Genomic DNA, 21226 nt, shown 5'->3' with positions numbered 1-21226 from the left:
TGATTTCCTGGAAACACCCCCAAAACGGCTTTCGTTCGGCTGCAATTGTTTCATATCAGCCGCTTTTGCGTAGTTTAACCCAAAACTGTTGCCTATGCCCGTTCCCACGTCTGAGTTGCCCGTCTCTGCCCTCATCCCCGTCATTGACATAGTGGGCACGTTTGTGTTCGCCATCAGCGGCACGCTTACTGCCGCCTCTAAAAAGCTGGACCCGTTTGGGGCCTCCGTGATTGCGTTTGTGACAGCCCTGGGCGGCGGAACCCTGCGCGATGTGCTGCTGGATGTACGGCCGGTCTGGGTGGAGGAGGAGCGGCTCTTGATCACCGTGTTTGTCTCGGTGATGGTGACGCTGCTGTTCAGGCAACAGGTGGAAAAGTACCGCCGCACCATGTTCCTGTTTGACACCCTGGGCATTGCCATGTTCACCATTCTGGGCCTGGAGAAAGCGCTGAGGTTTGGGGTGTCGCCCCTGATTGCCCTGGTCATGGGCGTGGTGACCGCGGTGTTTGGCGGTGTGGTGCGCGACATTCTCTGCAACGACATTCCGCTGATCTTCCGGCGCGAGATCTACGCCACCGCCTGCCTGGCCGGGGGCGTGGCCTATCTGCTCATGCGCCTGGCCCCCGTGCCGGATGAAGTGCCCATGACCGTGGCCGTGGGCATCATTATCTTGATCCGGCTCCTGGCCGTGAAGTTAAAGTGGGCCTTCCCAAACTTGAGTTAAGCGGTAGTTTCTAAAAAGAATGCTTCAGGTTGGTACCTCCAATCTCAGGTACATTTCCCCTCAGTCATTATTTTTGAGGGCTGGTACCTCAGCCAGGTTAGCACATTTTACCTTTCTATGGCCTTTTTGAAAAACTTACTGCTTTTCTCTGCATTATTAGTATTCTCCTGCGCAGACCAATCAGACCATGTACAACCGGTAAAAGCGCCAGAATACGAGGTTACTACTTTTGCGGGGAATGGGGTGTATGGGTCCGTGGACGGGTCATTGCCTGAATGTTCTTTTGCCTACCCCATGGGAATTGCCTTTGACGCGGCCGGAAACCTTATGGTGATGGACTCTGGCACAAATTCTATCAGGAAAATAAGCCCTGCGGGAGCAGTGACTACCTTGCCTGTAAAAGGATTTAAAACCGACAATGGAGGAAACCTGGCCATTGATCCTGCGGGCAACATATTTATCGTGAACTGGGGCTCAGAGATTTACAAGGTAGCACCAGACGGCACCAGCATCATCTTTGCAGGAGGGGAAACAGGTGACAGAGACGGGCTTGGAAGAGAGGCCCGGTTCAACGGCCTGGGCGGCATCATCTGTGATGCCCAGGGCAACGTGTATGTGACAGACAGGAGAAACCACAAAGTCAGGAAGATATCACCGGCAGGTCTGGTGAGCACCGTGCCCGGAACCGGACCCCTGGAAGAGCCGGGTAGAAGTTACCTCAACATTCTGGAACCCAGCTGTCTGGTGATGGACCAGGCCGGCAATCTCCTGGTTGCTTCCCATAACCACATCTACAAGGTAAACCCGTCCACTGGCAAGGTCACCGACTATGCTTACCTGCCCGAAACAAAGCCCATTACCAACATGGCGCTTGACGCTGCGGGAAATCTTTACGCCACCATTCTTAATGAGAGTTCGGTGAAGCGGGTAAGCCCAGACCAACAAGTGACGCTGGTGGCCGGTACCGGCAGAATAGGGTACAAAGACGGAAAAGGCCCTGAGGCAGAGTTTTATTGGCCGCAGGGTATTGCAGTCTCTTCTGACAATACCTCAATCTACGTGGCCGATGCCACCAATTACAGAATAAGAAAGATAGAAATCCGGTAGGCATTGTTACCAGTGGAATCCTTTTGGCAATTCCCGTTTAGGGCCTGCTTTTCAGAAAACAGGCCCTAAACAGGACATTGCTCCCTAGTCTTGGTTCTTTTTCTGCTGCTCCAGTTTTTCCTGGTGGTGTTCCATGGTGTCCATGACCTTCTCGGGGTGCACGTTCTTCATGAGCTCGTCAAACTCGGGATCGTGGGCTTCGGCAATGTCCATCTTCTTGGCGATGGCGGCCACCAGGGTCACCAGGCGCGTGATCTCGTGTTCAGACAGCAGGCTCACCTGCAAATCCAGGTCCGCGCGCTTGTCGGCCTGAATGTTCATGCGGTTCTGGCTGATGAGCACGAAGGTGGAAAGAAAAATGGCCTCTACTGAGGCGAACATGGCCAGCACCACAAACGACTCGTCAAAGGGCGGTAGCCCCAGCCAGCCCAGGTTCCAGATAATCCAGGTCCCGAACAGGAGTAAGTGCAGCACCACAAACAGCATGCTCCCGGTAAAGCGGGTAATGGCGTCTGAGAGGCGCTCAGAGGTAGTGCGGTGCTGCTCTTCTACCCGTCGCCTTTCCAGCAGCGCCTTGATGTTACGCTCTACTACCTGTGCCATTCCCTGGCCTTTGGAGGCGGCGCCTACCGGTGTTCTCTCAGCATTCTGTTCCATAGCGGTATAATCTGAGGCTTATACGCACCACAGGAAAGCCGGATAGGCGCGAAACCTAAAAAATAGCCCTAAAACAGCAATTCACCAGGTTTTTTAGAGACGATGAGCCGGGGAGCACCCTCCGGCGCTACAAAAGCCAGGGGCCTAGGTGGGCTGGACTGGGTACATCCGCAGGACGGCAGGTTGTCTGCAACCCCAAATGGGGTAGACCACTTGGGAGGAGTGTTGAAAAAATACTATGCCGGGGCTATGGTGGGTTTGTTTTTTAACGCTAGATTGTGCCTTCATGCGGTTGGTAAGCGGCCCGGCAGGAGGGAGGCAGCGGGGAAGGACAGGCTATTACAGCATGGCAACAGGGGTACCCCGGGTACCCGGCAACAAAACCAAGGATATACGTATTTTCCATTAACCTTTACAATAGATAATGCCCTCAGGTCTTCTCGCTCTTTTAGATGATGTGGCGGCGCTGGTGAAAGTCAGTGCGGCCAGTTTAGATGATGTGCCCACCCAGGTAGCCAAAACCACCAGCAAGGTGTCTGGGATTGTGATTGATGACACCGCCGTAACGCCCAAGTACGTGATGGGGCTGGACCCCTCGCGGGAACTGTCCATCATCTGGCAGATCGCCAAAAAGTCCTTTATCAACAAGGTGATCTTGCTGGCGCCGGCCGCCCTGCTGCTGGGGTTCTTCGCCCCGTGGGCCATCACGCCCATTCTCATGCTGGGTGGGGCCTTCCTCTGTTTTGAAGGCTATGAGAAGGTACACTCCATGTTTGTGCCGCACGCCGAGGAGACGCACGGCCCGGGCGACGTGAAAGTGATCACCCCCGAGGAACTGGAGAAAGAACGCGTGACCAGCGCTGTGCGCACCGACTTTATCTTGTCGGGTGAGATTGTGGCCATCACCTATTCTACCGTGGCCGACCAGCCCCTGCTCAACCAGATAGCCGTGATGCTGGCCGTGGCCATTTTCATCACCTTTGCAGTGTACGGCTTTGTGGGCCTGATTGTAAAGGCCGATGATTTTGGGATGCACCTGGCCAAGAAGAACAATGCCTCTACCCAGCAGTTGGGCCGGGGCATTGTCAAGTTCATGCCCACCTTCCTGAAGGTGTTGGGCTACGTGGGCACGGCCGCCATGCTGTGGGTAGGCGCGGAGATTGTGATCCACGGCATCCCGTTCCTGCACCATTACATGGAAGACCTGGAACACGCCCTGGCGGGAATCCCTATCCTGGCCTGGGTGGCCAAGGTGGTGGTGAGCGCCATCTTCGGGATTGTGCTGGGTTTTGTGATTGAAAAGCTGGTGCGGCTGGTGAAAGGCGTACTCAAGCGTTCGTAACCGCTATCGGGCTATTCGTTGTATACCATAAAGCAGGAGCAGGGGAGTTTTTCCCAGTTCCTGCTTTTTTGTTTTTGTACTTACCTTATACTGGTGCCGGGAAATAATTAGCGTACACCATTTGCCAATACTAATCGCCTGGCGTAGCTTTGCCGCAGGATGTTAAGGGCCTTCTTCATATTTCTTTTATCGCTGACCACCTTTTTCTTAGGTGGGTTTCAGCAGTTGGCTGCCCAGGCGCAACAGAAGGCTTCTTTCTATATTCCCGCCAAAGACAACCAGGCAGTTGCTTTTGCCCGTGCAGGCCTTTCCCAAATTAATCCTGGCTTTCTCCTCAGCGCTACTCCTACCAAAGGTGCCAAAGTACATGATAAGATTGCTAGCACAGAAAACCAGGTAGAAGAAGAGGAGTCTGAAGACGTTAAAGAGTTATTGGTTGGTGATTTTCTGCCGGCCATTTATTATGGCTTTGCCCTCGCTTTTCTGTTAGGCAATCTGCAGCGAATCCTGCGGGTATGTAAGCAGGTTGCTTCTTTCTATTTCCGGAGATGGTATCTTCTCTTCCGGGTTTTGCGCATTTGATTAACACCTCTTTCATAGGCACTTCTCCTAAGCCTATTTCTCTTTTGCTGCCCATCATCCTCCTTTATTCTTGGGGCAGAAATAAATTTCCCAAAAAATTACTCCTTGAGGGTAAGTCAAATTTTGTCTCTCCAAAGTTTGCCATTCCATCAGCGTTTGCGGCATCCCCTACGCCCGCGCTTTCTTAAACTATTCTAAGTTGTTCCGTGCTCTGGCTGCATAAGGTTGGGCCAGGCACCTGTGTACCTGCGGTACTTCTCAAAATCATTTCAACTATCATTTTTAATAACTCATAACCAGTATGAAGAGAATTTTCATGCTCATGGGCTTGTGTGCACTCCTGTGCCAAACCGCCTGTCATTCAGAAAAAGAAGAAAAGGAAGAGGAGACTAGCTTTTTGGTCACCAGTCCTCTGGCAAAAGACACCCTGATCACCAAGGAATATGTGAGCCAGATCCGCTCCATCAGCCACATTGAGGTAAGGGCCCTGGAAAAAGGCTACCTGCAGAAAATCTTTGTGGACGAAGGGCAACTGGTGAAAAAGGGACAGCTCATGTTCCAGATAATGCCGGTAATGTACCAGGCCGAGCTGCAGAAAGCCCAGGCCGAAGCCAGTTTTGCGGAGATTGAGTACCAGAACACCAAAAAGCTGGCCTCCAACAACGTGGTGGCGCCCGGTGAACTGGCCATGGCGAAAGCCAAACTGAACAAGGCCAAAGCCGAGGTTTCCTTAGCCCAGGTGCATCTGGGGTTCACGCAGATCAGAGCTCCCTTTGACGGCATCATGGACCATTTCCAGGTGCGGCTGGGTAGCCTGGTGGACGAAGGCGATCTGCTCACCACGCTGTCAGACAACAGCCAGATGTGGGTGTATTTCAACGTGCCCGAGGCCGAATACCTGGATTATAAAACGAGCCAGCACAGCGAGAACCAGACCCAGGTGAAGCTTGAAATGGCCAACCGCCAGGTGTTTGACTACGCTGGTGTGGTGCAAACCATTGAGGCTGACTTCAACAACGAGACCGGTAACATCGCGTTCAGGGCTACCTTCCCCAACCCTAAAGGACTCCTGCGCCACGGCGAAACAGGCAACATCCTGATGGAAGTGCCCATGCGCAACGCGCTCCTTATTCCGCAGAAAGCCACCTTTGAGGTCCTGGACAAAAAGTATGTCTACGTGCTGGACAATGACAACAAGATCAAGTCAAGGGAAATTTCCGTGGCCGCCGAATTGCCGCACATTTATGTGGTGCAGAAAGGTTTGTCAGAGCATGACAAGATCCTGCTGGAAGGGTTGCGTTTAGTGCGCGAAAACGAAAAAATACACTCAAAATACGTGGAGCCTAAAACTGTCCTGTCTCAGCTGAATTTGTATGCGGAATAGTGAGGTATCCTAAAAACCAGAAGACATGTTTAGCAAGTTCATACGCAGACCCGTATTCGCGATTGTAATATCGGTCATGATCGTTTTTGTGGGTGGTTTGGCCATCCGGAAACTTCCTATTTCCCAGTTCCCGGACATCGCGCCTACCACTGTCAATATCTTTATCGCTTACCCCGGCTCCAGCGCCGATGTGCTGGTCAAATCCACCCTGATTTCCTTAGAACAGGCCATAAACGGGGTGGAAGGCATGCGCTACATCGCCACGGATGCCACCAGCGCCGGTGAGGCCACCCTGAGGATCATCTTTGAACCCGGCACCGACCCCAATGATGCGGTGGTGCGGGTGAAAACCAGGGTAGACCAGGTAATGCCGCTCTTGCCTGAACTAGTTCAGCGCGAAGGGGTGGTGATTACCCCGGTGCAGCCTAGTATGTTGATGTACGTCAACCTCTACTCCAAGAATGAGAGCATGGACGAGAAGTTCCTGTTCAACTACGCCACCGTGAAGATGATCCCCGAGATCCAGCGGATCAAAGGGGTGGCCAGGGCCCAGATCCTGGGTAGCCGCCGGTACGCCATGCGCGTTTGGCTCAACCCAGACCGCATGCGGGCCTACAACATCTCCGTGGAGGAAGTAATGAAAGCCCTGGGTGAGCAAAGCATCATCGGCCGGCCGGGCCGGATTGGGCAAAGCTCCGGTATAGCCGCGCAGTCCCTGGAATATGTGCTGACCTACAAAGGCCGGTATAACAAACCAGAGGAGTATGAAAACGTCATCATCCGGGCCAACTCACAGGGCGAGAGCATCCTCCTGAGGGATATTGCCAAAGTGGAGCTAGGCAGTGAGTTCTTCGATATCTACTCCAACCTGGACGGTCACCCCTCCGCGGCGATTGTATTGAAGCAGAACTACGGCAGCAACGCCAGCGAGGTAATTGCCGATGTGAAAGCCCAGCTGGAGGAAATGCGCCCGTACTTCCCGCCCGGAATGGATTACAAAATCAGCTATGACGTTTCCAAATTCCTGGATGCCTCTATTGAGCAGGTGGTGCATACCCTGCGCGACGCGTTTATCCTGGTGGCCATTGTGGTGTTCATCTTCCTGGGCGACTGGCGCTCTACTTTGATTCCTATTCTGGCGGTGCCGGTATCCTTGATTGGGGCGTTCTTCGTGATTCAGTTCTTCGGGCTTTCCATTAACCTGGTGACGCTCTTTGCTTTGGTATTGGCCATTGGTATTGTGGTAGATGATGCCATTGTGGTAGTGGAAGCCGTCCACGCCAAGATGGAGGAAGAGCCTCATCTATCGCCGTTCAGTGCGGTGAAAAAAGTGCTTGGTGAGATCAGCGGCGCTATCATCGCCATCACGGCGGTAATGGTGTCTGTGTTCCTGCCTATCTCCTTTATGACCGGTCCGGTGGGTACGTTCTACCGTCAGTTCTCTATCACCATGGCCAGTTCCATTGTGATCTCGGCGCTCATTGCCTTGACGCTTACGCCGGTGCTGTGCGCCATGCTGTTGAAAAACCACCATGGCCACGCCAAGAAGAGCAACGTCTTTACCAGAGCCCTGGACAGTTTTAACCGTGGTTTTGATAAAATGACCGGGAAATACGTGGGCTTGCTGAAGTCCATCGTGAGCAGAAGATGGCTGACGTTTGGGGTGTTGCTGGCCTTCTGCGCCGGTATCTTCATCGAGAACCAGATGGTGCCATCGGGTTTCATACCTAACGAAGACCAAAGCACTATTTACGCCATCATCCAGACGCCGCCGGGATCAACCCTGGAGAAAACAAACCAGGTGTCTCAGAAGCTGCAGAAAGTCTGCGAAGAGATTGACGGGGTAGAGTCTGTGTCTTCTTTGGCTGGTTACGAGATCATGACCGAAGGCCGGGGCTCCAATGCAGGTACCTGTTTGATCAACTTGAAAGACTGGTCAGACCGCAAGCACACCGTGAAAGAGATCATGGAAGAGCTGGAGGAGAAATCCAAAGGACTGGGCGCGGTGATTGAGTTCTTCGAGCCACCCGCAATTCCAGGCTTCGGATCTTCCGGCGGTTTCTCCATGCGTTTGTTGGACAAAAACTCCGATACCGATTACCACGAGTTTGACAAGATCAACCAGGAGTTCATGGATAACCTGCGCAAGCGGCCAGAGCTCACGGGCTTGTTCACCTTCTTCGCGGCCAATTATCCGCAGTACGAACTGGAGATTGACAACAACAAGGCCATGCAAAAGGGTGTGTCTATTGGCAAAGCCATGGATAACCTGAACATCCTGATTGGTTCTACTTATGAACAGGGCTTCACCAAGTTCAACCAGTTCTTCAAAGTGTACGTGCAGTCTGACCCTAAATTCAGAAGGCTCCCATCTGACCTGTTGAACCTGTATGTGAAGAACGAGGCAGGCGAAATGGTGCCGTACTCGGCGTTCATGAAGCTGAAAAAGTCGCAGGGACCCAATGAGATCACCCGCTTCAACATGTATAACTCGGCCTCCATCCAGGGACAACCGGCCAAGGGTTATACCACCGCCGATGCCATCCACGCCATCCAGGAGGTAGCGGCCAAGACCTTACCCAAAGGCTATGACATTGCCTGGGAAGGTCTGTCTTATGATGAGTCTATCCGGGGGAACGAGTCTATCTACGTCTTCGCGATTGTGGTGGCCTTCGTTTACTTCGTGCTGGCTGCGCAGTATGAGAGCTTTATCATTCCGCTGGCGGTGGTGTTCTCGCTGCCGGTAGGGGTGTTTGGGTCGTTCATGGTGCTGCAGATGATGGGGCTGGAAAACAACATCTACGCGCAGATCGGGCTCATCATGCTGGTGGGGCTCTTAGGTAAAAACGCGGTGTTGATTGTGGAGTTTGCCGTGCTCAAGCGACAGCAGGGCTACTCAATTCTGGAGGCCGCCATTGAAGGAGCCAAAGTGCGTTTCCGGCCTATTTTGATGACTTCGTTCGCTTTCATCGCCGGTCTTATTCCGTTGGTGATTGCCACCGGCGCCGGGGCCATCGGGAACCGGACCATCGGTGCCTCGGCCATGGGCGGGATGCTGTTCGGTACCATTTTCGGGGTGATTATCGTGCCTGGGCTGTACTACATCTTCGCTAAAATGTCCGATGGTCGTCACCTGATCAAAGACGAAGAGGAAAGCACTTTAACGGAGGACTATGTTCACGCCATTGACAGATTTCCCCAACCAATAGAAACTGAAATCAATGCTCACTAAGAAAATAAGGAATTGGGTTGGGGCAACACTGGTTGCCCTCACCTATACCGCCTGCAGCGTACCCACGCTGGTGCAGAAATCAGAAAACAGAACAGTACCTGCGAGTTTCAACAACTCGCAGGATACTACCAACACCGCGCAAGCCAAGTGGAAGGACTTCTTCACCGATCCTTACTTGGCGGCCCTCATTGACACGGCCCTGCACAACAACCAGGAGCTGAACATCACCTTACAGGAAATTGAGATCGCCAGAAACGAGGTAAGGGCCAGAAAAGGGGAGTACCTACCCTCAGTGGGTCTGAGAGCCGGCGCGGGCGTAGACAAAGTGGGCCGTTTCACCAACATCGGGGCGCTGGAAGCCACCACCGACATTGAACCAGGGAGAGAGATGCCAGAGCCGTTGCAGGATTACCTGGTGGGCGCCTTTGCAACCTGGGAGGTGGATGTCTGGCATAAGCTGCGCAACGCCAAAAAAGCGGCTGTAAACCGGTACCTGTCCTCGGTGGAAGGCAAGAACTTCATGCAGACGAACCTGGTTTCCGAGATTGCAGAGGCTTACTATGAACTGCTGGCCCTGGACAACCAACTGGCCATTGTGAAGCAGAACATCGAAATCCAGAGCAATGTCCTGAAGATCGTGAAGCTGCAGAAAGAAGCCGCCCGGGTGACCGAGTTGCCAGTCCGCAGATTTCAGGCGCAGGTATTGAACACCCAAAGCCTGCAGTACGAGATTCAGCAGAAGATCACTGAGACCGAGAACCGCATCAATTTTCTAGTGGGTCGGTTCCCGCAGCCGGTGCAACGGAATACCCAGGATTTTGCCAGCTTAACGCCTAAGGTTGTGAATGCCGGGGTTCCGGCGCAGTTACTCGCCAACCGGCCAGACATCAGACAGGCTGAGTTGGAACTGGCAGCGTCTAAACTAGATGTACAGGTAGCCCGTGCTAGGTTCTATCCTTCCCTGGGCATTTCCGCAGGAGTAGGCTACCGGGCCTTCAACCCCAGCTTTCTGCTCAAGCCTGAATCCATCCTGTATTCACTTGCCGGGGATATAGCCGCCCCGCTCGTGAATAAAAACGCGATCAAAGCGGTGTACTACAGTGCCAATGCCCGGCAGATTCAGGCCGTGTACAACTATGAGCGCACCATTCTGAACGCCTACATGGAGGTGGCCAATCAGGTGTCCAAGATCAGCAACCTGGAGAAAAGCTATGGTTTGAAAGCCAGGGAAGTGGAGGCGCTGACCCAGTCTATTGACATCTCCAATCAGCTGTTCACCTCGGCCCGGGCAGATTACATGGAAGTACTCATGACCCAACGCGATGCTTTGGAATCCAGATTTGAACTGATTGAAACCAAAATGCAGCAACTCACCGCCTGGGTGAACATGTACCGGGCATTGGGTGGCGGCTGGCGGCAATAAAGCGGGATGACGGGGCAGCCTCAGTGAAACAGCTGCGTTTGAAAAGGCCCTTTTACAACCTTGTAAAAGGGCCTTTTCATGTCTAAGGTATTGGCTTGCTGACATGCCAGCGCTCGCTTATGGCCATAGCTGCTTACATTTCCGTTTTCAGCCTGTTCTGCCAAAAGAAGCCCTGAAACGGAGCCAAGCAGCCGCTTGCACCAAAGCTGTAGCTAATGCAGCGCATAATCAAAGTTGCTACCGGATGCTACCGGAAGAGCTGAATGGTATAGTCCAGCAGTTCGGTGCCGCCGGGTTGGCCGTGGCCGGGAATGACCACCCTGGCCTTTGGATAGTGTTGTTTCACCTTTGAGACAGTCTCAGGCCAGGCCTGTACGTTGGCATCTGCCAGATTGCCCTTGTTGGCCCCTATTTCCTTGATTAAGCAGCCCCCGAACAAAACCCGGTCTTTGGGGAAGTACCCAATAATGTTGTCTGTGGTATGGCCTTCTCCCAGGAACCGGGCCTCAACCTTTTCTTTGCCCAAGGGTAAGGTGAGCCTGCCCTCAAAGCTTGTTTGCGGCATATTGCTTTTTTCTCCCTGTTGCATGAGCAATTCAACCGTTGCCCTGCTGGCGTAAGAGGGAATTTGTGCGTCAAGAAAGGCTTGGAGTCCACCTACACAATCTTCATGGAAGTGCGTGGCAACAACGGCTTTTACCTTGATTTGTAGCTTTTCAGCAGCTAAGGCCAGCAATTCATTTGAGCTTTCGGGATCTGTGGGGGTGTCAAAAATAATACCTGTACCTGCCTGCACCACCAACATGCCGTTACACGCCACCTTCCCAAAGCTTTGGGTGCTCAAGAAGGAGGTGTGCATATAGGTATGTTCTGCAATCTTCACCACGGTAAGTCTTTCTGACGCATACACTACTTCATGCTTGGGGAGGGCAGGCTTAGTCTGGGCAATAGGGGCGTGCCCGGAGGACGGCAAGCTGGTACGGCAGGCGGCGGCAAGTGGGACCGCTAGAAGAAAGAGTAGAAGCGTTTTTCTGGTCACGTGTGCTTGGTTAGGAATTGGTATAGGAGGGAAAGAAGTCAAGAATTGTCTGCTCGCTGCATTCTGTTACCGCAGGCTACATGGCGCATAGGGAGGCAAAGGTACCAAAGCAGGGCCACACCTCAGGTATACGCCATCACCAGTTTACAGCCAAGCTGTTGCTCCCGGGAAACCTGATTCTGTGACATCACGATAAGCGTACCAGCCCAAACCTGGGGCGCAACGGTATTGCCGTAAGGAGATGACCGGGTGGGGCTGCCAATGGACTCAACGCGTAATGGGGGTTACCTGCGAAGAAAGCGCTTTCCAGGTACCATGTTTTTTCTGCCAGACATCGTACATACGCGTTCTGCGGTTGTGGAAGCTTACGCCTTTCTTGGTGCCTTTGCTCACGCAGAGAAACGTGACAATGGCAATGCGATCATACAACCTGACCTGAAAATCAGCCAACTCAAACGACTCCACCAAGTTGCCCTCTTTGATCCTGTTGGTGATGTTTCTGTGGATTCCTTCCAGCTCTTCCCGTTTGGTGGCTATCCTATCTGGATTAACCGCAATAAACGCGTCGTCCATCAACCTGGCAATGGTGGCCGTGTCGGCCCTGAATTCGGCTTCCAGCCAGGCGCGCTCCAGTTGCTTTAGCGTCTCCACGTCTTTTTGATGTTGCGCGGAGGCGGCCAGGCTTTGCCAACAAATCAGAACCAGTATACCAAGTACTTTCATGCTGCCGGTTTTAAAGAATGGGTGGTAATGTCTGGTAGAAACAGGGGGCGGGGCCGCCAGGCGGGGAGGGGAGCGGGTGCACCTTTTGGTGTTCGGGTCTTTCGTTTAATTGGCTAAAGCGGTAACGAGGCTTCTGTTTTGGGGTTCTTTTCCGGAAAGAGCGTAAAAAACGCAGCACTAGGTTTTGTGCAGCGGGGTCTATTGAACCTTATGCTATTAGTTATCTTCTGGCACTCCTGAGGTATAGATCACTTTGCCTTTTTGGTCAAACACCACCTGGCACTGGAACGAAGCGCCGGGCGGAGCAGGATAGTGGTAAAAGGTGTGCCCCTGGTGCGTGTACTTTTCCGCCGGGTTCCCCATCAGCCCTGAAACGGTCAGCGAGTCCATGCCGGGTTCTACTTGGAGGAGGTTCTGCACGTTCTGTTTGCCGGCAATGGCCGCTGCGCTGTATTCGCTGTTGTAGAGATCGTATCCCAAAACCAGCCCCGGGAACCCTACTAAAGCAAGGGCAGAAAAGAAGAGTCCTTTAATCATGTTATACCTTGGCACCAGGGGAATAAGGAGGAGAGTTGTTCTGGAGTATTCTGGCCCGGTTTATCTCTTGCGGTCGGCCTGCCGTGTAGCTTTTGAAAGGTAGTGGTTCCGCCGTTTATTTACCAACCCTGGGACAGCGGTAGTTTAATGTTTTGCAGTTTGTTTGTCCCGGGCATCAGAAATCAGGTGGGCCTTTATTCGCCAGCCTTCTTTCTCTTTCTGGAACACCCGTAAATGGGTGGTTCTGCGGTCAGGTAACACAGAACCATCGGGTAGTTGCTGTCCCTTCCGGGTGACCGCGGTATGGACAATGACCTGCGTACTGCTCAGCACCTGGTACCTGTGTTCAGTTGTCTCGCTTTTACCCGCCATCACAAAGGGCAGGGCAAAAACTTCCTGGAGAAGCGCCTCTATCTGCGCTTGCCCAAGGCGCTTGTCGCCAAAGGCATTGGTGAAATGCGCGTCCCGGCTGTACCACCTGGCGGCAAGGGCATGATCTTTTACTTCCCAGGCTCTGTTCCAGTCGGCTATCATGCCATGAAGAAGCAGGCTGTCTCTGGCAGGCAGCTGCTGGGCCTTCAGCGTAGAGGCCATACCCAGCAGGAACACCAAGGTAAAAAGCTTCTTCATAGTACTGGTTTACGAATTTTTAGAAACATGGTCTGGCAATTATCGGCTAACAGGGTGCAGGTGAGAAGGGTAGTGGCGGCAGGGGCTACGGGCACTTCGCCTGGCGAAGCTGTTGGGTTGGAGGCTTGTGGGGTGGCGTAGTTCCCCTATAGGCGTGGTTCACCCGCGTGTTCTTCACTCAACTGTATAGAGGGGTTCATTCTTTTTAGCTCTTCCAGGAACGCTTCTCTATTCTTGGGGGAAATGACTATTTCATCGTACTTCCCATAGGTGATCAGTATTCTGTGGCGTGAGCAGGCAGGAGCTGCCAGCATGGTGCTTGTGCTCTTTAACCCTTTAATGTCTGCAATGTGAATGGGCGTATAGGTAAAGAGACCCGCGCGGACGCATAACTTGTCACCATCAATCACATACCTCGTCCCCAACCAGATTTTACCGACAAGCAATCCAACAATACTGGTTATAATGCTTGCTGCATGTTCCCTTGTATATATTGAGAAGATAATAGCTCCTAAGATCGGTATCCAGATGAACAGTCCTAATGCCCAGTCCCTTCTTGACCTATGGAGTTTCATTCGCTATATTTTTGTTAACGCCCTCGTAATAAACGACGAAGAAGGCCGCCTGCTGAAGGCTGACGATTAGGTAAAGTTGGCAAAAGTTATTTTACCTTTTGATAGTAGAATTCAGAAAAGCGGGCTATTCTCGGCTCACTAAAATAGCTTCGGTATAGGTCGGTAGGGTATACTACAGTACTTACAGAATCTTTTGTATAGTTCATACTGATTTTGGTTCCTGTTACAGTATGTTCAATATTGTATGTTCCAGTTCCATAAACATTACTTATGATGCTGTTGTCTGCAAACAAGGTCAAACTGTCGGGCAAAACTTGCCCGTGGAAAGCCGTTTCTTTGTTGTTGGTCACATACATTCCTGCAACCATATTCTTTGTAAATAAATTACTGTACAAATAGCAGACGGATATGACAAGGAATGCTGAAACTAGTACAGTTGTTTTCTTTTTCATGATTTTTGTTTCTGACAACGGCCTCGTGTAAACAACGTGCTAGGCCGCCGGCCGAAGTATGTTGTTTATGCAATGTTAGAGCTAGTTTTTTTTCTTTATTTCAATTTATCTTATAAATATTTGTTAATAGGTAATTTTTATTTATTTTATTAAATATAAATTAAAAATAAACTTAATATCATTGAACTTTTTTGCTTTTAGCTTAATTTATACTAAGTTATATTATTATTGTTGCCTACAAACAGGCTCATCATTGCTTTTGACTTTTCAAGATTGGTGACAAGATCATTCTCATTTAAACCAAGTTCTTTAAATACGTTAGTTGTAAAGCTTAATTCTAAACCATTAGGTTTTCCATCACAATTTATCATTTCCCAAGCAGCAATAAATAAAAAATCTTTCTGGGTTTTGCTTAATGCGTTTAAGTCTTCAAACATTTGCAAAGGGCCTTTTGATTCAAGATAACTTGTACATCTATCACTTCGAACATCTAAGGCTTTAACATAGGTGTTGAGACATGCCATTTCTTTATCTGCATCACCAAGTTTATTATCACAAACTGCAATAGCAAGTAAGAAATTAATTAAAGACATTCTTTGATTTATAGTGACATCACTGTAGGTTTTAAAAACTGGATCTACTTCTTTGTTTTCTGTTGAATAAGTTAAACATAGCTATTTTTTTAAAAAATAAATTTGAAATGAGTTTTATTATGAATGACCCTTTTTTAAAGGTTAATTTGGGTGTTTACTTACTAGGATAATGTTTAATGTTTGTTTTCAACATAGAAGCTAGTTTGAATGTATTTACCTTGATGTTTAAAATCTAATATCTGGTACATAAAATCAAAGTATAATAATGCTACCAGCGGGTTATTACTTCCTTTTGCGTCAAAAATAGTTTCTTTAAAATCTTTATCTGTTTTTTCACTAACATAGATAAAACCATTATCTATAAAAAATTTATTTAAGTCAACTCCTGGAGGTATACGCATTTTTGTAATATAAACAGTACCGTTATTCTCTTTCATTATAGCCCTTACAAGAGGAAATTTACTTTTTAATTTATACGAATAAACAAACATCTCATAATTCTTGTCGTTTATTTTCTCAATATCAACTGTGTCACCATAGACTTGTTTTATTTTAGAAGCAGTCGTTAAAACCCCTTCTCTTGCTATTGAAATAAAATTATCAAAGAATTTTTGAGGATCGTTCTTATAGTCAGTGGTTGACAATAAATAATTCTGAGCATTTGCTGATAAACAACAAAAGCAAAGTAATACTACAAAAAGTCTTTTCATAAAGATGGTTTTATATTCCTTGAAACCTGATTGTCTATATTTAAAATTAGCTATAACGGTTAGTATAAAAAACGTGCAAGGCCGTCGGCCGTAGCATGATTTTTATACATTGTTAGGTGACGATATTTTTACTAGTTTGAGCTGTGCTTTTTAATTAAATTTTTCATTATTTCTAAAATGTCTTCTTTAAAGTAAGTTCTTCCTTTATTTTTGTTCTAATATAATTATTCTTCCTATTTCATATAAATCATTATCGGTAACTTGATTTACCTCTTGTTCAAAATCAATTTGTTTATTCTGGTGTGCCAATTCACTGTCCAATAGGTTTCCTAAACGCGAATCTGTATTTTTTACATCTACTCCAGTTTTTTGTAAAAATTCGTAGAGAGTCATTCTTTATCAAATTAAAAGTTAGGTTATAAATCCAAGGATTGCACAAACATATTTAATAACAGAATGTAAAATGTGACAAAAGGTGCCAGTATCAATATTCTTTTGATTAATAAAAGTTCATGGAATTTAGCTATTAACTGTTCATGCCTTGCTTTGATCCCTGATTTGTCTAAAACTAATTCTACAATGGCTTGGTTGATACAATAAAAAAAAATTGCTAGAATTACTGTTCCTCTATTATTCTCCTTAAGAGAATCAATTGTTGTTTCGGAGATTAAATTAAATGGTTTTGAGCCATAGAATATTAGACCTAATATAAGGCAAGATGACAATATTGATATAACTGTGATGAATGAAAATAAACTTATTACTTCAGTCGTAGTTAATCTTTCTGTTCTTATTGGGTTTAAAGTAGCTTCAGATATTTTAGAGGAATCTATTTTAAAAGACTCAATACTGTTTAATGCTGTAAATTCATTATGGGTTACTAAATTGTTTTTATTTGTTGTAGCTATTTCTTGTAAACTTAAATCCTTTAAGCTGCCTTTAAATAAATAAACTATAACAGCTATTAGTAAAAGCGCAGCTAATACTTGTGAGAAGTGCCACGGATTAAAATCATAAAAAAGACGAATGAGAGAAGATAGCGTCTCAGGAAGTTGTTTTACAACCCCAATTGTCAACAAAAATGCTATACCTATTTTTAAGATTTTCATAATATTTATATTGTTGCCTAACTATTGTGTAAACCGTGCCTTTTCCGCTTATCTGCCCTGTGTGCGGAGGAAACATCCATTTATCCGGCTGTCGTTGGGCGGATAACCGGCACTGCGCTATCGAATATACAATATATTCATTATAAGATACAATATCTTTCTGCTTTCTGCCACTTTTCCCAAAACCGGCCCAAAAACGCCCGTCCTCCCCAGAAAAAGTAGCTTTCCCGGCGGCAAACCCATTCCACCGCCGCGCATTTCTTTGTATCTTTGCTCTTTGTAATCGTTTTCTATGAAGAACATCCGCAATTTTTGCATCATTGCGCACATTGACCACGGCAAGAGTACCCTGGCCGACCGTCTGCTGGAGTTTACCCAGACCGTCGCCGAGAGGGAAATGCAGAACCAGCTGTTAGATAACATGGATCTGGAGCGGGAGCGGGGCATCACCATCAAGAGCCACGCCATCCAGATGAACTATCATTATAAGGGCGAGGACTACGTGCTCAACCTCATTGACACCCCCGGCCACGTAGACTTTAGCTATGAGGTGTCCAGGTCCATTGCCGCCTGTGAGGGTGCCTTGCTGATTGTAGACTCCAGCCAGGGCATTGAGGCCCAGACCATCTCTAACCTGTACCTGGCCATAGGCAACGACCTGGAGATTATCCCGGTGCTCAACAAGATTGACCTGCCGCACTCCATGCCCGAGGAAGTGAGCGACCAGATCATTGACCTCATTGGCTGTGAGAAAGAAGACATTATCCATGCCTCGGGCAAGGCGGGCATTGGCATTGAGAACATCCTCAACGCCATCTGTGACCGCATTCCGGCCCCCAAAGGCGACCCAGACGCGCCCCTGCAGGCCCTGATCTTTGACTCGGTGTTCAACTCGTACCGTGGCATTGAGGTGTACTTTCGTATCATGAACGGCACCATCCGCAAGGGCGATAAAGTAAAGTTCATTGCCACCGGCCGCCAGTACGAGGCCGATGAAATTGGCGTACTCAAACTGAACCAGGAGCCCAAAGAGGTGATGGGTGCCGGCAACGTGGGCTACCTTATCTCGGGCATCAAGAACGCCAAAGAAGTAAAGGTGGGCGATACCATCACCCACGCCGCCAACCCAGACACCATCCGCATTCAGGGCTTTGAGGAAGTGAAACCCATGGTATTTGCCGGTATCTACCCGGTAGAAACCACCGAGTACGAAGAACTGCGGTCTTCCATGGAGAAACTGCAGCTGAATGATGCCTCGCTGGTGTGGGAGCCCGAAACATCGGCCGCCCTGGGCTTTGGTTTCCGCTGCGGGTTCCTGGGCATGCTGCACATGGAGATTGTGCAGGAGCGTCTAGAGCGCGAGTTTGACATGACCGTGATCACCACCGTGCCCAGCGTGCAGTTCAAGGCCTTCACCACCCGCGACGAGGAGATTGCCGTGAGCGCCCCGTCTGAGATGCCGGAGCCCAACTACATTGACCACATTGAGGAGCCCTTCATCAAGGCGCAGATCATTTCCAAGGCCGAGTACATTGGCCCCATCATCTCGCTCTGCATGGACAAGCGGGGCATTCTCAAAGCCCAGAACTTCCTCACCTCAGACCGCGTGGAGCTGATTTTTGAGATGCCCCTGGCCGAGATTGTGTTCGATTTCTTTGACAAACTCAAGACCATCAGCCGCGGGTACGCCTCTTTGGACTACGAACTCATTGGGTTCCGCGAGTCGCACATGGTCAAGCTGGACATCATGCTCAACGGCGAAAAGGTAGACGCGTTGAGTGCGATTGTGCACCGCGACAAAGCCTACGACTGGGGCAAGCGCCTCTGCGAAAAGCTACGCGAGTTGCTGCCGCGCCAGATGTTTGAGATTGCCATTCAGGCCGCCATCGGGCAGAAGATCATTGCCCGCGAGACCGTGAAAGCCCTGCGCAAAAACGTGTTGGCCAAGTGCTACGGCGGGGATATTTCCCGTAAACGCAAGCTCCTGGAAAAGCAGAAGAAAGGAAAGAAACGCATGCGCCAGGTAGGCAACGTGGAGATTCCGCAGGAAGCCTTCTTAGCCGTTCTAAAACTAGACTAAGCAGAAAGCCCGGTGCCTTGGCCCCGGGCTTTTTTGTTTCCCCTGGGGCCGGCCCCACCAGGGGCACACCCTGCTGGCCCGGGCTGGAAGCAGAAGCCGGTTTTGCGTATCATTGCATGGGGTTGAAAAACCTCCTTCCCCAGCCCCGGGGAGAAGACTACGTTTCACCTTTGCCGTACCCTATGCCGTTCACCTTTTCGCACCCCGCGGTCATTCTGCCGTTCAAATCGGTCTCGGGCCAGAAAGTCTCCCTCACCGCGCTGGCGTTGGGCAGCATGGCCCCTGATTTTGAGTTCTTTTTCAGAATGCGGGCCGAAACCGACATCAGCCACACGCTCCGGGGCATCTTCCTGTTTGACCTGCCGGTGCTGGTGGCCATGGCCTTTTTGTACCATTGCTGGCTCAGGAATCCGTTCATAGACCATCTGCCGCCTTTCTGGCAAAGGAAATTCTCCCGCTACAAAAGCTTTGACTGGCCGGCATTCTTCCGGCAGAACTGGCGCATGGTAATTTTCTCGGGCTTCCTGGGCGTGGTCACGCACCTGCTCTGCGATGACTTCACGCACCACTACGGCTGGACGGCCCAAAACCTCAACTTCCTGGCCGCCCAGTACCAGATCTTCGGCACGCCGGTGCCCGGGTACCATTTGCTGCAGTACGTGAGCAGCCTGTTGCTGGGGCTCCTGCTGGTCATTGAAGCCCTGTATCTGCCAGACGGTACCGCCACCTGGCACGCCCCGGCGTTCTACCGGTACTGGGGCCTGGTAGCGCTCATCGGCCTGCCCACCTTTGTGCTGCGGTTTGCCCTGCGTGAGCGGGAAATGATCATGGACGACCTGATCATGACTGCCATCGCTGCCGGGCTGTTGGGCATTGTGGTGGCCTCCTCGGCGGTGCGCTGGTTCAAGCGGTAAAGTGCCGCCGAAGTTTGCCCCGGTGATCTCCCGCGTTTCAGGCGCGTTTTCAGGAAAAAGGCTCCAAAACAGGGTAGCTGTTCTTTTGCGCAGAAGGGGAGACCCCAAACCTCCGGTAAACAGGCAGCTGGGCCTAAGCCAAACTCTTGCAAAAAAAGATAAGGCACTTTGCCCAATGGCTTGTACTTTTGGCTTTCGTATCATCTCTTCATTTCTAGTTACCCATGATCCTTTTAGACGGAAAGAAAACCTCTGAAACCATTCAAGCAGAAATTGCGGCCGAAGTAGCCGAGATCAAACAAAAGGGCGGAAGGGCGCCTCACCTGGCGGCCATTCTGGTGGGCAATGACGGCGGCTCCATGACGTACGTGAACAACAAAGTGCTGGCCTGTGAGCGGGTGGGTTTTGAATCAACGTTGCTGCACTATGAGAACGACATCACCGAGGAGGCGCTGCTGGACAAGATCAGGGAGATTAACGAGGATGAAGCCATAGACGGACTGATTGTGCAGTTGCCGCTGCCCAAGCACATCAACCCCAACAAAGTGCTGGAAGTGCTGGATTACAAGAAAGACGTAGACGGGTTCCACCCGGTGAACGTGGGCCGCATGGTGGCCGGTTTGCCAGCCTATCTGCCTGCCACCCCGTACGGCATCATGCAGCTGCTGGAGCGCTACAACATTGAAACCAAGGGCAAGCACTGTGTGGTGGTGGGCCGCAGCAACATTGTGGGCACCCCCATCAGCATCCTGATGAGCAAATGTACCATCCCCGGCGAGGCCACCGTCACCATCTGCCACCGCAACACCGTAGACCTGGCCCACCACACCCGCCAGGCCGATATCCTGATTGTAGCGGTTGGGAAACCAGGCCTGATCACCGAGGACATGGTGAAGGAAGGCGCCGTAGTGATTGACGTGGGCACCACCCGCGTCACCGATGCTACCCGCGAGCGGGGCTGGCGCCTGCGCGGCGACGTGGACTTTGACAAGGTAGCCCCCAAGTGCAGCTACATCACCCCGGTGCCCGGCGGCGTTGGCCCCCTCACCATTGCCATGCTGCTCAAAAACACCCTGCGCGCCGCCAAAAAAGAAGTACACGCCTAAGGGCACCCCAATAAACAGAAACGCCTCCCTTGAACAGGGGAGGCGTTTCTGTTTATTGGCTGATTTTTAAAAAACACCAGAAAATCAAGGAAGGTTAATTTTCCTGATTCTGACTTTATCTACTTAAAAAAGAGCACTTTTTTGACTGGCGCGAACGCTCCAGACTCGTGCCTCCAGATAACGGGTAGTCTCCCGACTACCCTCGCGGCCCCGCCGCGAAACCGGGCATTGCCGGACTTCTATGGCGCGGGTTTTATTACGGGGCGTGCGGGTATGGTTATGGACCGAAGTAAATACACGCCCAAGC

The 21226-nt window shown here is 50.4% G+C and carries 21 protein-coding genes; 10 read left to right on the top strand and 11 right to left on the bottom strand.

All coding sequences use genetic code 11. The features are described 5' to 3' along the window. Nucleotides 1-94 precede the first annotated feature (94 nt). Together JT718_RS13160 and JT718_RS13155 are read left to right on the top strand one after the other, a co-directional pair. Nucleotides 95-724, top strand: a complete 630-nt coding sequence (locus tag JT718_RS13160) for a trimeric intracellular cation channel family protein (RefSeq protein WP_205503174.1) — start codon at nt 95-97, stop codon at nt 722-724. 294 nt (nt 725-1018) lie between these two features. Beyond that, entirely contained in the window at nt 1019-1831 is an 813-nt protein-coding gene (locus tag JT718_RS13155) for an SMP-30/gluconolactonase/LRE family protein (protein ID WP_205503173.1), read from the top strand. An 84-nt stretch (nt 1832-1915) separates the two neighbouring features. On the opposite strand, the gene JT718_RS13150 is transcribed toward JT718_RS13155, so the two are convergent. Continuing rightward, a complete protein-coding gene (locus JT718_RS13150) occupies nt 1916-2488 on the bottom strand; it encodes a DUF1003 domain-containing protein (protein WP_205503172.1) in 573 nt (190 codons plus the stop codon). A gap of 424 nt (nt 2489-2912) precedes the next feature. Between JT718_RS13150 and JT718_RS13145 the strand changes: the two genes are divergently transcribed. The 5 genes from JT718_RS13145 to JT718_RS13125 all read left to right on the top strand — a co-directional run bounded on the left by JT718_RS13145 (nt 2913) and on the right by JT718_RS13125 (nt 10451). Continuing rightward, the gene (locus tag JT718_RS13145) at nt 2913-3830 is read left to right on the top strand and encodes a DUF808 domain-containing protein (RefSeq protein ID WP_205503171.1); all 918 of its coding nucleotides are present in this window, start codon (nt 2913-2915) and stop codon (nt 3828-3830) included. 159 nt (nt 3831-3989) lie between these two features. Next, a complete protein-coding gene (locus JT718_RS13140; RefSeq protein WP_205503170.1) occupies nt 3990-4412 on the top strand; it encodes a hypothetical protein in 423 nt (140 codons plus the stop codon). A 301-nt stretch (nt 4413-4713) separates the two neighbouring features. Continuing rightward, the gene (locus JT718_RS13135; RefSeq protein WP_205503169.1) at nt 4714-5796 is read left to right on the top strand and encodes an efflux RND transporter periplasmic adaptor subunit; all 1083 of its coding nucleotides are present in this window, start codon (nt 4714-4716) and stop codon (nt 5794-5796) included. A 25-nt stretch (nt 5797-5821) separates the two neighbouring features. Beyond that, nucleotides 5822-9028: an efflux RND transporter permease subunit gene (locus JT718_RS13130; RefSeq protein WP_205503168.1), complete on the top strand. Its 3207-nt coding sequence runs from the start codon at nt 5822-5824 to the stop codon at nt 9026-9028. Further along, entirely contained in the window at nt 9018-10451 is a 1434-nt protein-coding gene (locus JT718_RS13125) for a TolC family protein (RefSeq protein WP_205503167.1), read from the top strand. Before JT718_RS13130 ends, JT718_RS13125 begins: the two co-directional genes overlap by 11 nt. A gap of 247 nt (nt 10452-10698) precedes the next feature. Here JT718_RS13125 and bla read toward each other — a convergent pair whose 3' ends face one another. The 10 genes from bla to JT718_RS13075 form a co-directional block, all read right to left on the bottom strand. Beyond that, nucleotides 10699-11361: a subclass B1 metallo-beta-lactamase gene (gene bla, locus JT718_RS13120; protein WP_317195512.1), complete on the bottom strand. Its 663-nt coding sequence runs from the start codon at nt 11359-11361 to the stop codon at nt 10699-10701. 396 nt (nt 11362-11757) lie between these two features. Next, on the bottom strand, nt 11758-12213 hold the full coding sequence (locus JT718_RS13115; protein WP_205503165.1) for a nuclear transport factor 2 family protein: 456 nt from the start codon (nt 12211-12213) through the stop codon (nt 11758-11760). A gap of 216 nt (nt 12214-12429) precedes the next feature. Next, nucleotides 12430-12750 carry a hypothetical protein gene (locus tag JT718_RS13110; protein WP_205503164.1) on the bottom strand — a complete coding sequence of 107 codons (321 nt, stop codon included), beginning with the start codon at nt 12748-12750 and terminating at the stop codon, nt 12430-12432. Between the two features lie 144 nt (nt 12751-12894). Next, nucleotides 12895-13380, bottom strand: a complete 486-nt coding sequence (locus tag JT718_RS13105; RefSeq protein WP_205503163.1) for a YybH family protein — start codon at nt 13378-13380, stop codon at nt 12895-12897. A 146-nt stretch (nt 13381-13526) separates the two neighbouring features. Beyond that, nucleotides 13527-13955, bottom strand: coding sequence for a PH domain-containing protein (locus JT718_RS13100; RefSeq protein WP_205503162.1), 429 nt, complete (start codon nt 13953-13955; stop codon nt 13527-13529). A gap of 86 nt (nt 13956-14041) precedes the next feature. Continuing rightward, complete coding sequence (locus tag JT718_RS13095) at nt 14042-14407, bottom strand: hypothetical protein (protein WP_205503161.1); 366 nt, start codon at nt 14405-14407, stop codon at nt 14042-14044. A 212-nt stretch (nt 14408-14619) separates the two neighbouring features. Beyond that, a complete protein-coding gene (locus JT718_RS13090) occupies nt 14620-15000 on the bottom strand; it encodes a hypothetical protein (protein ID WP_205503160.1) in 381 nt (126 codons plus the stop codon). A gap of 173 nt (nt 15001-15173) precedes the next feature. After that, the gene (locus tag JT718_RS13085; RefSeq protein WP_205503159.1) at nt 15174-15710 is read right to left on the bottom strand and encodes a hypothetical protein; all 537 of its coding nucleotides are present in this window, start codon (nt 15708-15710) and stop codon (nt 15174-15176) included. 204 nt (nt 15711-15914) lie between these two features. Further along, entirely contained in the window at nt 15915-16103 is a 189-nt protein-coding gene (locus tag JT718_RS13080) for a hypothetical protein (protein WP_205503158.1), read from the bottom strand. A gap of 23 nt (nt 16104-16126) precedes the next feature. Then, on the bottom strand, nt 16127-16819 hold the full coding sequence (locus JT718_RS13075; protein WP_205503157.1) for a hypothetical protein: 693 nt from the start codon (nt 16817-16819) through the stop codon (nt 16127-16129). A 292-nt stretch (nt 16820-17111) separates the two neighbouring features. Between JT718_RS13075 and lepA the strand changes: the two genes are divergently transcribed. The 3 genes from lepA to JT718_RS13060 all read left to right on the top strand — a co-directional run bounded on the left by lepA (nt 17112) and on the right by JT718_RS13060 (nt 20919). Beyond that, nucleotides 17112-18899, top strand: a complete 1788-nt coding sequence (lepA, locus tag JT718_RS13070) for a translation elongation factor 4 (protein WP_205503156.1) — start codon at nt 17112-17114, stop codon at nt 18897-18899. Nucleotides 18900-19081: 182 nt separating this feature from the next. Beyond that, nucleotides 19082-19813, top strand: coding sequence for a DUF4184 family protein (locus JT718_RS13065; RefSeq protein WP_205503155.1), 732 nt, complete (start codon nt 19082-19084; stop codon nt 19811-19813). 224 nt (nt 19814-20037) lie between these two features. Beyond that, nucleotides 20038-20919, top strand: a complete 882-nt coding sequence (locus JT718_RS13060; protein WP_205503154.1) for a bifunctional 5,10-methylenetetrahydrofolate dehydrogenase/5,10-methenyltetrahydrofolate cyclohydrolase — start codon at nt 20038-20040, stop codon at nt 20917-20919. Nucleotides 20920-21226 lie beyond the last annotated feature (307 nt).

Source organism: Rufibacter psychrotolerans, assembly GCF_016924645.1.
GTDB lineage: Bacteria > Bacteroidota > Bacteroidia > Cytophagales > Hymenobacteraceae > Nibribacter > Nibribacter psychrotolerans.
This window is presented reverse-complemented; position numbering and strand designations above follow the sequence as displayed.